The sequence below is a fragment of the Spirosoma koreense genome (assembly GCF_054777875.1).
Window position 1 is genome coordinate 817,760 of the sequence record NZ_BAAHAC010000022.1, and the last position, 14,136, is coordinate 831,895.

Sequence of the window (14,136 nt, forward strand, 5' to 3'; positions counted from 1 at the left end):
GAAGTGGGCTTAGAATCCGAGGTTGATACCGAAGGTGAAGGTGCGGGCCAGCGGATACGCTCCATAGTCGATACCAGCCGAGAGCGGACTTTCGAAGTTGCTGACTTCGGGGTTGTAATTCAGGTAATTCGTGAAGGTGTACAGGTTCTGCGCCGACACGTAGATGCGGATTTGCTGAAGCCGGATCTTGTTCAGCAGAGCGGTCGGCAACCGATACCCCAGGCTGACGTTCTGAATCCGCAGGTAGCTGGCGTCTTCCACCCAGCGCGACGAAACGGCGTTGTTATTGCCCGTGGTCCGTTCGTTGGCCCGCGGAGTGATGCCGTCGCCCGGATTGCTTTCCGAGCGCCAGCGGTTCAGCGCCGTGGTCAGCTGGTTCTGGTTACCTTCCATGTTGTCGAAATACCGCCGGCCAATGTTCAGAATCTTGTTGCCCTGCGTTCCCTGAATGGCAATGTTCAGATCGAACCCTTTGTAGCTGAAGGTATTCGTAAAGCCGTAGATAAAGTCGGGTTGGTTGTTGCCCAGAATCGTGCGGTCGCTGGCCGTAATTTTGCCGTCGCCGTCGATATCGGCGTACTTCACGTCGCCGGGTCGCGAGGTGGCATCGTGCGGATTAGCGTCCAGGTCGGCCTGGTTCTGAAAAATACCGATTTGTTTATAGCCGTAAAAACTACCGATGGGTGAGCCAATCTGGGTGATGTTCAGGTCACTCAGGCTACCGCTCGCCGTCCGGATCGGATCGCCGTTGGGACCCAGCGCCAGCACCTTATTGCGGTTCAGCGCCACATTCAGGCTGGTGTTCCAGATCAGCCCTTTGGTCGTGTTGCGGGTGTTCAGGCTGAACTCCCAGCCTTTGTTCTCCATCTTGCCGATGTTCTTGTAGGCCGTTGTGAAGCCCGTCAGGGAAGGCACGTTGACCGACAGCAGGAGGTCTTTCGTAATCCGGTGGTAGTAATCGACAATCAGGTAGATGCGGTTGTTGAACAGCCCCAGGTCGATCCCGGCGTCGAACTGCTGGTTCTTTTCCCAGCCCAGTTTGGCGTTGCCGAGCGTCGATGGAGCCAGCCCATTGACCAGGCTATTGTTGAAACTGTAATTGTCGGGTCGGAGCAGAGCGACGTACGGATAATTGTCTGCAAAGGCATTGTTGCCCGATAGCCCGTAGCTCACCCGCAGTTTGGTTTCCGATATAGACCGGATGTTTTTCATGAATGGCTCCTCACTCACGCGCCAGCCCAGCGAGCCGGCCGGAAACGTACCCCAGCGGTTGTCGGGCCCGAAGATGGACGACCCATCGCGCCGAACGGAGAGGTTGGCCAGGTACCGCCCTTTGTAATTGTAGTTGGCGCGGGCAAAATACGACACCGACGCGTTGGCGGTCTTGAACGACCAGGCTGTGGTGGTCGAGCCGGTGGCGCTGGCGTTTAGGGTTTCGATCACGTCGTTGGCGTACGAACTGCCGGACGCACTGGCCGACTGAAACTTCGAGGTCGTGGCTTCCATACCGACCAGCGCTTCGATGTTGTGCACCGAGTTGATACTTTTGTTGTAGCTCACCACCTGGTTGAACAGCCAGCCGAGACCCTGGTCGGAGTAGATCGTGCCCATGGCCGTCGTTGGGGGCAGCAGATTACTCAGCGGCATGCGGGAGGACCGGTAGGTGTTCCGGCGGTTGTCGTTGAAGTTCACGTTGGCCGAAGCCCGGTAGTTGGCATTCTTCAGGAAACCCCAGTCGGCATACACATTTCCCAGCAGATTTCCGGACAGGTACTGGCTGTTGTATTCGGTGATGTTGGCCAGTGGATTCGTCACGCCCGGCAGGTTATACGGTGCCGCCAGCGCCAGCTCCGACGAATACGTACCGTCGGCTGCATAGATCGGTGCCATCGGAATTGCCGCCAGTGCAGCCGTGATGATGCCCTGATTGAACCATTGGTTTTCGGCCGTCACTTCCTGCGTGGTCCGGAACGACGGGTTCAGGTTCAAACCCACTTTCAGTTTCGGCAGGAGGTTTACTTCCACGTTGGCGCGAAAAATATACCGGTCCAGGCCCGATTTCAGAATGATCCCGTCTTGTTTCAGATAACTGCCGCTGACCAGAAAGCGCGCTTTTTCGTTGCCCCCCGACACCGACAGCTGGTAGCTGCTCATTTTGGCCCGCCGGAAAATCAGATTCTGAAAATCGGTGTACGGCAGATTCGCTACTTTTTCCGGGTCATCGAAGTTGAACCAGTCGAACAAATCCCCGCGCGGGTAGCGGTAGCGCAGGTAGCTCGCGGGCCGGACGCTGTTGGGGTCCGTTATTTTTGCACCTGGCACGTTGTCTAGATAAGCGTTATTGGAACCGTCTTTCGCGAATTCGGCGTATTGCTGGGAGTTCAGCAGCGGTAGTTTCTTGGTCACATCCTGAAAACCGGTATATACGTCCAGGTTGACGTTCGTACGGCCAGGCTTGCCGCGCTTGGTTGTTACCAGCAACACGCCGTTCGAGCCTTTCGACCCATAAATGGCCGTCGAAGACGCATCTTTCAGCACGTCGATGCTTTCGATATCGATACTGTTGAGCAGCCCGAACACGCCCGCGCCCACGATGTTGCCATCGACCACGACCAGCGGTGACGTTCCGGCGCTGATGGATCCGAAACCGCGAACTTTGATGGCGGGTGCGCTGCCCGGTGCGCCACTGCTCTGCTGGATGACCACCCCCGGAATTTTTCCCTGCAAAGCCGTCGCTACGTTCGAGACGGGCATGTCTTTTACTTCCCCGATCGGTGCCGAAGCAATAGCCGCCGTAACGTCCGAGCGTTTCTGCGTACCGTAGCCCACCACCACCACTTCGGCCAGCGACTTGTTGTCGGTAGCCAGAATGACCGAAACCGTCGTCTGATTACCCACAACAAGTTCCTGCTTCAGGTAACCTACGAAGCTGAAAACCAGTGTAGTTTCCGTATCGGTCATGTCGATTTTAAACTGGCCTTTGGCGTCGGTCGTCGTGCCTTTCTGCGTGCCTTTGACCAGCACGTTCACGCCTGGCAGGGTTTCCCCACTGGCGTCGGTGACCGTCCCGCTGATCGTCCGGGCGGCCACTTCGGGCGCGGTGGGCACAGCGGCCTGCTCATCGCCCGGCGCAGGATGGGTCGGGTGATCGGGTTTGATGATGATGTTATTTCCGCTGACTTCGTAGGTAAGCTGAAGCGGTTTGAGTACCCGGTTCAATACGTCGGACAAGGGCTCGGCCTGGCTCCGGACAGATATTTTACGGTCGGACTGGATGAGTTGCGGACTAAAGACAAATCGGGCATCCACCTGTTTTTCAATTTGGTGCAGCACTTTCTTTACGTTCTGCCCGTCCACCTGGATGGTAATCCGCTGGTCGAGGAGTTGCTGGGCCTTCCCGTCGCGTGCCCACGCAATTCCGGCTAACGCGCAAACCAGAAGCCATTGGAGTAGGGTGATACGCATGATTGTTCGGAGACGGTCATTTTCCAGTGATAGTTTTTTCATAGATTTGTCTGGATTTGTTGGGTGAACGAAAAAATTCGACAAAATCCCCCCTAACCCATTCATTGTCAGTGAATGTCTTCGGCTTGTCAGGTCAGTAAGTAGGGGAGTTGCGGAGGTCAGCTATGCGGGAACATGGCTGACCTTTTCTTATGCAGGTTTAGGGTACTCAACAGAACCGTGGCCCGGCTCGAAGCCATAGACCTGTTTTGACGTGGCGGAATGCATAAAGGCTTAAGATGAGTTAAAGGTTAGGAATACAGAAATTTATTGACAGCCCTGGCCACCCGTAATGACCACCTGTGTGCCCTGAATCGTGAACTGGGCATCCAACGCTTTACAGATCACCGATAGTTTTTCGTGAAAAGGCTGCCCGATCAGCAGGGCCGAAAGCGAACATTTGCCCAGTACCGACTGGTTGTAAACGATGGTGACACCGTAGGCTTTTTCGAGCGTCCGGAACACCTCCGACACGGGCGTCTCATCGAAATCGAACGATTGCCGGGCTACGGTCAATGTGCCGGGCTGGGCGAACGTCGACACGGTGTCTGGCCGGCGGATCAGGCGGTGGCTATCGGTCAGGTATTCAGCACTCTGATTTGGCGTCAGTACCAAGCCGTTGAGTTCGCTGTTCGTAACCTGCGGTTGCGCCGACGTTGGTTCGGTCAGTGAATAAACGGCTACTTTTCCGGTCTTCACCGCTACCTTGATCGGCTGACTGGTGTCCGGTGCATCGATGAAAAAGCTGGTTCCCAGTACTTTAGTCGCGATGCCGTGCGTGTACACCAGAAACGGCCGGCTTGGGTCTCTGACGATTTCGAAAAAGGCCTTGCCCACCAGATATACCTCGCGCTGTTTGAGCTGATGGGGGTAGCTCAGGCGGCTACCTGGCTGAAGCACCACCGAACTGCCGTCGCTGAGGGAGATGGTCAGGGGTGTCTGGTTATCATTGCGGGTTTCGGTCAGTTGTGTACCAGCGGGCGCGTCCTGAACGAAGCGGTTATAAGCAGCTGGTTGACTGGCCCGCTGGCTGTACCAGTAGCCCATGACGCCCAGCCCGGCAACCAGCACTACCGAAGCCGCTATACGCATCCAGCCCCAGCTGGTCCGACTGGGCGGCCCGAGCGGTATCACGGGCGTTTCCTGCTGCAGCCGTTGCCGGATGGTCTGGCGCATCGATTCGCTGTCGGCTTCGGTAAGCTGGTGCCGACCGGTTTGCTCGGCCAGCGCCAGTACATACTGACGCGCCAGTTCGATAAGCGGCTTTTTGTCTGGATACTGTTCCTGAAACTGCTGCCAGTAGGCGTCCTGCTGATCATTGGGATGCTTTACCCAACTGACAAAATCAGGGTCTTCCAGAAAATCGATCAGGGCGTACGAAGCTTGTTTCATGGCAGGCTGAAAACGGGATCTACCGGAGAAGGAATAGAATTATTCCCGCTTTATTTAGAAAGAAGCAGCAAATGGCCGGATGACCTCTTTTTTCGTGAAAATTTTTTCTAAAAATTTTACAGGCTCAGTAAAAGCCAGAAAATCAGCAGGGAGCCGATGAGCCAGTTGCGGTTCTGGCGGAGCGAGGTTAGCGCCCGGTGGATGAAATTACGAACAGACTTTTCGTGTACATCCATCAACTGGGCTATTTCGGCGATGCTGAACTCATCGTAATAATAGAGGGTGAGGGCTTCGACCTGCCGCTTGGGCAGGTGAGTCAGCAACTCCTGAATTCGCCGGCTTACCAGCTCCTGCGATTCCTGCTGAATCTGTACCGCTTCTTCGGTAACGGCCGTCGGCGCGTTGTGGTGGTCGGCCAGCTCGTCGATATTTTCGCCCGACGGGTACTTCCCCTGCATGCGGTGAATACGACGACGCAGGGACCTGTATAGATAAAACTTAACGGAGCCGATATCGTCGGACAGGGTAGACCGCATGCGCCAGACGTCGATGAACACTTCCTGTACGGCATCCTGGATGAGCGCCGAGTCGGTGGTCAGCTTATGCCCATAGTTATACAGGGTTCGATGGTAACGCTCAAAAATGGTCGTAAACGCCGACTCATCGCCCGCGCATAGACTACGCCAGAGCTGTTGATCGGTTAAACGGATTGAGGAAGAAGGAAGACTGGCCACTGCTGCTTAAAACCACCGATGATGCGTGCGGGCGATAATTAGATAAACTTAATTAAAGATGCACAAAATACAATTAGTTTCTAAAAAGTGTTGCTGCTCTTTTACGGCCTGAAGCAGGAAGCGGCCTTTTCCGGATTTTTTACGGCAAGGCTCAGTTGTCGTAAAAATTGGATTTTTCTGAGATCGAGTAGCAGCCCGTCGAGGCTCTTTTCTGGGGTAAAGACCGCAAACAAAAGCAGGATAATTGGAATTCATTATAAAATTAAATTCCACATTTTAGGATTATTCTGGAATTTAATTCTGTATATGACAAAAATTGTCCGTTTATCAATAAATATTAGTCATTAGGCCGTTACTGGACTTATATCAAAAAAATCCTTTTTCTTTTTTTGCTTACTTTACTCGTAAACAAGAAAAACAGGCCCTGGAGCCGACCAGCGCACGTGTGTTTGTCAGGCTGTTTTCTACGGGTTCTGTAGCCTACGACCGGAGTCTGATAAACGCGTCCCAGGCCGGGCAGACCAGCTGTAAGGACGATACGGGTTGTTTCTGACGACCACCTATCGAACTCCTTCATACCGGTCGAAAACAGGCAGGAAGCGTGATGCCACTTTCCGAATTCGAACGGCATTCTCCAGGAGATGTAATTATTCATTAAAAGCGCACCCCCGTATATGAAACAACCTCTAACTGCCATTCGTACGTCTTTGTTACTTGGTGTGGCCTGTTTCTGTCTGATGCCGGCAACCAGCACCCTGGCCTACGCGGAACCGTCGTTCTATACCGTCGCCGATGTTGAAGTTACCGGAACGGTGACGTTCAAAGACGATGGCACGCCCCTTCCTGGCGCGTCGATTATTGTCAAGGGCAGTAACAACATCGGTACGGTTACCGATGCCAACGGTAAATTCCGGATCAACGTACCCGAGAATGCGACGCTGGTATTTAGCTACATCGGCTACATCTCGCAGGAAGTGGTCCTGAACGGACGCCAGACCTTGACGATTGCGATGGAAGCCGATGCTCAACAGCTGAGCGAAGTAGTCGTTACTTCTTTCGGGATCGCCCGCGACCGCAAGACCCTGGGATATGGAGTCAGTGAAGTTAAATCCGAGCAAATCACGAAAGCCCCCACGACCGACGTCACCAATGCGCTCGCGGGGAAAGTGGCGGGTGTGCAGGTGACGGGTTCCGGGGGCGGCTTTGCCGGCTCGAACGTAACGATTCGGGGCTTCTCGACCTTTACAGGCAGTAACCAGCCGCTCTACGTCGTCGATGGGATTCCGCTCGATAACAGTCTGGGTAGCAGTACGTCGAACGGAGGCAACTCCGTCAATACGGGCGTGGTCAATTCCAGCCGGATTTCCGACATTAACCCGCAGGATATCGAAAGCGTCAATGTTCTGAAAGGGGCTGCGGCTACAGTTCTCTACGGGTCACGGGCCGCATCGGGGGCGATTCTGATCACGACCAAAAAAGGAAAGAAAGGCACCAGCCGACAAATCTCCTTCGAGACGAATACCGCCGTCGGGTCGGTCAGCCGTTTCCCTAAATTCCAGAACGAATACGCGCAGGGCAGCAACGGCAACTACATCAACAACGTCGCCGGATCGTGGGGGCCGCAGATTCAGGGGCAGACTGTCACGAACTGGTTTGGCCAGCAGGAGCAGTTGCGGGCTTATCCGAACAACGTTCGCGACATTCTGCAGAACTCGATCTCATCGCAGAACAATCTGAGCTTCTCCGGCGGGGCCGACCGCTTCGATTACCGCGTTTCGTACGGCAATTCCATCGAAACGGCGCTCGTGCCCAACAACAAGCTGAATCGGAACAACCTGACCGTCAATGCCAGTACGCAGCTGACGCCTAAGTTCCGGGTGGCCACCTCGTTTACATACACCAACAACGTATCCGACCGCACGCAGTCGGGCAACCAGGGAGCAAACCCGCTGTGGCGGGGCATTTATACCCCCCGCAGCTACGATCTGACCAACCAGCCTTACGAAGATGCGGCCGGCAACCAACAGTGGTTTGCGGCCGAAGATCAGCCTTACTGGTCGATCAATCACATCAAAAACCACCAGGAAGTCAATCGGTTTTACGGAAACCTGAATCTGAAATACGATATTCTGGACTGGTTGCAGGCCGATCTGAAAGTGGGTACCGACGTCTTTACGTACCTCACCAAAGGCTTCGACGACAAGGGCGTTCGAAGTAATGCGAATACTACGTCGGCCGGTGCTGGTGGCGTACTGGACCGCTCGGAGACGACCCGCAACCTGAACTCGTACTTTACCCTGACGGCCAACAAGAAAATTACCAACGATCTGCACCTGATGGCTACGGTCGGAAACGAGATTATCTCGAACTACAACAACACCATTCAGGATATTGGCTTGGGCATTGTGGTTGCGGGTTTCGACAACGTGAAGAACTTCCTGACGTTCAACCCCAGTTCGAGCATTACCAAACAGCGGACCGTTGGGGTATTTGCCGATCTGGTGCTCGACTATAAAACCTGGTTTTCGTTCAACGTCAAAGCCCGGAATGACTTTGCCTCGACGCTCGCTCCCGGCAAGCGCTCGATCTTTTACCCAGCGGTGGCGGTGAGTTTCGTGCCGACCGAAGCGTTCCCGGCGATCAAATCCAAGCTGCTGTCGTCGGCCAAAATTCGGGCGAACGTCGGCGAAGTGGGGAAAGGAGCCAGCCCGTACGCCATCAATACCTACTACGGCAAAGCCAGCGCGGGCGATGGGCTGGGCTCAACGGGAGTTAGCTTTCCATTCGGTGGCCTGGCCGGATATACCTACAACAACAGCACCGGAAATCCGAACCTGACGCCGGAGTTTACGCGGGAGATTGAACTGGGTACCGAACTGGCGTTCTTCAACGGTCGGCTTACCCTCGACGGATCGGTCTACCGGCGCGACACCCGCAACCTGATCTTCGCCGTGCCGGTGCCGTCTACGTCGGGCTTTACGAGCCTGGTTACCAACGCCGGTAAGCTTTCAACGAAAGGAATCGAGCTGTTGATTACCGGCATCCCGATCGAAAAAGAAAATTTCAGCTGGGAAACTTCGCTCAACTTCACCAGTTTCAAATCGATGGTCGAAGAGCTGGCGCCGGGCGTGAGCAACATTTCCATCGGGGGCTTTACCTCGCCCAACATTCAGTTGGTGCCCGGTCAGGAGTATGGCCAGATCTGGTCGACGGCTTACCAGCGGGACGCCAGCGGAAACATGATCATCGGCAGCAACGGTTTACCGAAAGTAACCACGGCGGTGCAGCGGATCGGGAACCCGAATCCGAAGTTTACGGCGGGCTTCAGCAATACCTTCAACTACAAAGGTTTCAGCCTGTCGTTTCTGTTCGATCTGAAGTACAAAGGCGATCAGCTCTCGCGTACCATCGGCGACCTGCGCATCAACGGGGTGTCGGCCGAAACGGCTGAGTTTCCCCGCTTCAATCCGGATGGTACCCCCAATAAACCCTATGTGTTTCAGGGTGTTCGGGAAGATGGTACGCCGAACAACATCGGGGTGACGGCGCAGCAGTACTTTAGCCTGCAGGGGAAATACGTAGCCTGGGAAGGATACATGCTCGACGCTACGTACCTGAAACTGCGCGAAGCCAACCTGACCTATAAATTCCCGACTTCGCTCTTTGGGCAGGCCAAGTTCATCAAGGCCTTACAATTATCGGTGTACGGTCGTAACCTGTTCATCTACGCGCCCAACTACCCCGATCTTGATCCTGAGCAAAACCTGCTGGGGGTGAGCAACGCACGCGGTCTTGAGTTCGGGATTACCCCCACGGCCCGCACCATCGGCGGTAGTCTGCGGGCTACGTTCTAATCCGTTACGATCCACCTGACAAAACTTGATAGCATGAAAAAATTACTGTATACATCTGTTTTAGCCACCGGGCTTGCGCTTAGTTCCTGTAGTACTTTCCTGGATATAAACGACGATCCCAACAATATCAAATCCGTGCAGGTGTCGCAGTTGCTGCCTTCGGCTACTGTGAACATCGGCTACATGGGCGGTAGCGACCTGTTTCGGGTGACCAGCCTGTGGGCGCAGCAGTTCAGCGGTCAGGGACCCAACACAGGTCTGGGAACCTTCAAGGAATACGAACGGTATAACGTGACCAACTCCGATATCAACAACCAGTGGGTCACCATCTTCGGCACGATTCTCAGCGATCTGGAGTTGATGATCGCGCAGGCTACGACCGAAGGCAGCCCGCACTACGCCGGCGTCGGGAAAATCCTGAAAGCGTATGTGTATCAGGTTACGGTCGACTCCTGGGGCGATGTGCCGTATACCGAAGCCAGTCGGCATAGCGCTAACTTTTACCCCAAATTCGACGACGACGAAGCGATCTACAAAGACCTGATCCGGCTGATCGACGACGGGATAAAGGACGTGAGTGCTACCACCTCGGCCATGTCGCCAAATGTAAGCACGACGATCTATACGGGCGCTACCTGGGCGGCTTCGCAGGCGAAGTGGATCAAGTTTGCGAACACCCTGAAGCTGCGAATTTTCCTGCACTATTCAGCGAAAGATCCGGCGTATACGACCGCACAGATTACATCACTGATCGGCAGTGGAGCCAAGTTTATGGAGAGCACCGCCGACAATTTTCAGATGGCATTCCTGACGGAATCGCAACGGCAAAACCCGCTCTACAGCGCCGAAAACGGGCAGTTCAAAAACCAGTTCTTCCCGAATCGCTACATCGTCAATCTGATGAATTCGAAGAGTGATCCGCGCCGGGCAGCGTATTTCATCCCGTTTCCGTTCAATTCGAATCCGGCGACCTACAAAGGAGCCAGCGCGCTGGATGCCGATCCGTCGTCGGCTTATTCGCGGAACTACCAGTACATTTACGGCACGCCGTCGGCCCCCAACCTGTCGCTGATCAACGCCGACGGGAGCTTAAAAGATGGGGCCATCACCTTCGGCGGAAACGGCCCGGCCCGGCTGCTGACCTTTGCGGAATATAACTTCATTCGGGCCGAAGCCGCGCTGGCCTACGGCGCTCCGGGCAGTGCGCAAACCTTCTTCGAAGCGGGTATCCGGGCGTCGATGAGCGACGCGGGGGTTTCGACAGCCGACGCCAACGCTTACGTAGCCGCTAACGGCACGCTCCAAGGAACGACAAGCCAGATGCTGGAGCAGCTCATCACCGAAAAATACGTCGCCAATCACGCGGTGCTGGTAGAGCCCTGGACCGATTACCGGCGGACCGGTTACCCGGCGCTGACACCGCTGAAGACGCCGTTTGCGATTTACGATGAGGTGCCGCATTCGCTTTTCTATGCCCAATCGGAAATCAGCAATAACCCGAACGCCAAGCAGAAGACATCCATGCTGGAGCGGGTGTTCTGGGATACACGCAAGTAATTTCTGACTAGTCCGGCGTTTGATGTGCGGAGCCAATTATACTTCATCAACAAATGCCTTCACTTCATCTTCTTCACGTGTCAAACGTCGGACCAGTCATGTTAACATTGGTTAAGTTTAATGAAGAGAGCTTTTGTCATTCCGCACCGGCGGACCGGTCGGAATGACAGAACCCCACATCAATAGTAACCGTATGACCAGACTCTACGCCTTACCGATCTTGCTGTTGTGCCTGGCCGGAGTTGCATCGGCTCAGCCAGCCAACGATACCAAAGCCGTTCAGGCCAGCCTGGAAAAAGCCCGGGCCGACGTCCGGAATCAGTTTCGGCAGAACACAAACGGTAAAGCGAAAGTGATCAAGCGGATGCTGGACCTGGGTCTCTGGCAAGAAGCTACCGACGCCATTAAATCAGGCAAGGGGCTTGGTGTTGCGGAAAAGGCCATTCTGCGGGCCGAATATGCCTGGCTGATCAACGATTTTAAACAGGCCGAGAAAGAAGTTAAAAGCGCGCTGTCGGCTGATAAAAACAGCGCGTGGGCCAAACGACTGAAAGCCGTGCTGGCGATCGAAGCCTGGGACCTGGCCAATGCCGAAAAACAATGCAAAGCCCTGATCGCCAGTAATCCAGCCGACGACGAAACGGCGCAGGTGCTGGGCCGGGCGTTGTTGCTCCAGAAAAAATACCCCGAAGCGCTGGACGTTGCGAAGAAATTACAGAAAAAGAACCCCAACCTGGCGGGGGCGTATCTGCTCGAAGCCAATGTGTACTTCTGGGATCAGCACCCCGAGCAGGCCGAAGCACCCCTGGTCAAATCGCTGACGCTGGACCCGTTCAATGCCGATGCCCGCTTCAGCTACGGGTATGCCATCTGGCGCCGGATCGATGCTACGCAACTAAACGACATGGCGGCTCAGTGGCAACTGGCGCTGGAGATCAATCCGCTGCATTTTCAGACCCACTGGCACTGGGGCAATGGCCACACGAACCTGACCTACGCCGATTACGCCGATAAAAACGAGAAAGAAATTCGGGAGAAGCTCAAAGAAGTCGACAAGCTCTTTCACGCCAATCGCCTGACCGACGCCGTAGCGGTGACGCACCGGGTCGAAAAAGAATACCCGAACTCGGTGCTGCCTGCCATGCACCGGGCTTCGATCTATTACAGCGACTTCGACACGCCGAACCGGAAGGCGAACCTGGATTCGGCCGAGCAGGCGTTCGTCGGGATTCTGGCGAAGAAAAAACATTACGGTCCCGCGCACAACGGGCTGTCGGCGGTCATCAAGTCGAAGCGGATTCCGTACCTGATGACGTATGACTCGATCACGAACGTTCTTAAAACCACGAAGATAGCCGACCCGGAACACTTCACCGATGTCTTCCCCGACCTGACCTACTATCCGGGTAGCCGGGCCAAAGCCATGGTCTGGAATCAGATGTACACCAGCGTCGTTTATTTCCCGTTCCTGTCGAAACAGGGCAACACATTTGTGGTACCGCCCCTGCACATCGACCTGGCGCTGGCGATGCGATCCCCGCAGTTTAGGTACACGACCACCTTCGACAATCGCCAGTGGATGGACATTCGGGGTGTCGGCAGCGGTGCGGCTGCCATCGAGTACGTGGAGCGGGGCGCTTACGAAGAGCGGAACGTAGTGCTGCATGAATACGTCCACCTGTTTCATGGCCGGGTGCTGACCGACGCCGAAAACCGGAAAATCCGGGAGCGCTATTACCACGCCATGAAGAACCATCTCACGCTGGATTATTACTCGCAGAACAACGAGTCGGAATATTTTGCGCAGACTTACCCGGCTTATTTCGAGAAGGTGAAAGTGCATCCGCTGGACTTTAAGTCGATGAACATTACCGCCGAGCTGAAAAGCAAAGATCCGGAGATGTATAAATTTCTGGATGCGCTGGTAAAGAAAGAGCGGGCGTACCTGAACGGCGATCAGTCGGTGATGGCGTCGAACTGGGCGCAGGTGTACATCAACCTAAGCAACAAGGTCATCCGGTCGGATTCGGTTAAAGCCGGAAAATACCTGGATACTGCTCTGGTATACGACAGCAAATACCAGCCCGCTTACCTGGCTTACGCCCGGCTCAAACAGCAGCAGAAAGACTTCGATAAAGCTCTGAGTTACATCAAAGCCGCCGAAGCCATCGACCCCAACTACGCGCCAGTCTATGCGGCCTACGCGAAGTGGGAAGAAGATAAAGCCGGTCCGCAGGACCGCTCACCGGAGCTGATCGCAAAACAGGCGACCTTGCTGCGGAAAGCTCTCGACCTGGAAACCGACTATCAGACCCGCGCCTACGATGCCATCCAGTTGCGGGAGATGTATGTTCAGAACGGGCTCGTCAGTCAGGCGATCAAAGCCGCCGAAGACTATGCGGCCACTGGTCCCGATGTTTCGACCTACCTCCGCGACCGGCGCGACGATGCCAAAGCGTTCGGGCTGGCGCAGCGGGCTATGCTGGGGTATGCCAATCAGCTCGACGGGTTGAAAAAGCTGGTTCTTCTGCGGCCCCAGAACTACGAACTGCGTGGACTGTATGCCGATGCGCTGTTGGCGGTTGGGCGCTACCCGGAAGCAGTGACCACCATGAAGGAGGTGCAGCGTATATTGGAGTCCGGTAGGAGTTCGCGGGCTGATTTCGACCTGCGCATTGCTGAGAGCTACGCCAAACAAGGCAAGACGGATTCGCTGACAAGCTATCTCGACAAAGTTATGGCAGAGAAAGGTAGTCTCGACCGGACGTACAAGCAGCGGCTGGTACGCCTGCTGGCTTCGGCGAAGCGGTTGCCGGAAGCCGAGGCTCTGTACAAAAGTCTCTCCGCATCGGGTAATCCGCTGTATGAGTCGTCGGCCCTGCAGTCGGGTGGAGTGCTGAATCAGGCCGCCGGTAAGACCGATGAGGCTGTCGAGGCCTTCAAAAAATCGCTGAAACTGAATCCGTATAACCTCGAAAGCTATGCCACCCTGGCGAAGCTGTATAAGCAGACCGGCCGACAGACGGAACTGAAAGAGTTGCTGGCCGCAGCCAGCCAGCTCGATATTAAACCCGGCGAAGTGGCGGGCTTGTAAC

General features: G+C 55.1%; 6 protein-coding genes. 3 read left to right on the plus strand and 3 right to left on the minus strand.

Annotated elements, in window-relative coordinates; translation table 11 throughout:
- Positions 1 to 9 precede the first annotated feature (9 nt).
- The 3 genes from ACYVC2_RS16720 to ACYVC2_RS16730 form a co-directional block, all read right to left on the minus strand.
- Positions 10 to 3,465: a TonB-dependent receptor gene (locus ACYVC2_RS16720; RefSeq protein ID WP_461103721.1), complete on the minus strand. Its 3,456-nt coding sequence runs from the start codon at positions 3,463 to 3,465 to the stop codon at positions 10 to 12.
- A 306-nt stretch (positions 3,466 to 3,771) separates the two neighbouring features.
- Entirely contained in the window at positions 3,772 to 4,896 is a 1,125-nt protein-coding gene (locus ACYVC2_RS16725) for a FecR family protein (RefSeq protein WP_461103723.1), read from the minus strand.
- Positions 4,897 to 5,012: 116 nt separating this feature from the next.
- On the minus strand, positions 5,013 to 5,630 hold the full coding sequence (locus tag ACYVC2_RS16730) for an RNA polymerase sigma factor (RefSeq protein ID WP_461103725.1): 618 nt from the start codon (positions 5,628 to 5,630) through the stop codon (positions 5,013 to 5,015).
- Between the two features lie 674 nt (positions 5,631 to 6,304).
- Here ACYVC2_RS16730 and ACYVC2_RS16735 point away from each other — a divergent pair.
- The 3 genes from ACYVC2_RS16735 to ACYVC2_RS16745 all read left to right on the plus strand — a co-directional run bounded on the left by ACYVC2_RS16735 (position 6,305) and on the right by ACYVC2_RS16745 (position 14,135).
- A complete protein-coding gene (locus tag ACYVC2_RS16735) occupies positions 6,305 to 9,484 on the plus strand; it encodes a SusC/RagA family TonB-linked outer membrane protein (protein ID WP_461103727.1) in 3,180 nt (1,059 codons plus the stop codon).
- 33 nt (positions 9,485 to 9,517) lie between these two features.
- Entirely contained in the window at positions 9,518 to 11,041 is a 1,524-nt protein-coding gene (locus ACYVC2_RS16740; protein WP_461103729.1) for a SusD/RagB family nutrient-binding outer membrane lipoprotein, read from the plus strand.
- 193 nt (positions 11,042 to 11,234) lie between these two features.
- Positions 11,235 to 14,135 (plus strand): hypothetical protein, encoded by a 2,901-nt coding sequence (locus ACYVC2_RS16745; RefSeq protein ID WP_461103731.1) that lies wholly within the window; start codon positions 11,235 to 11,237, stop codon positions 14,133 to 14,135.
- The last annotated feature ends 1 nt before the right edge of the window (position 14,136 follow it).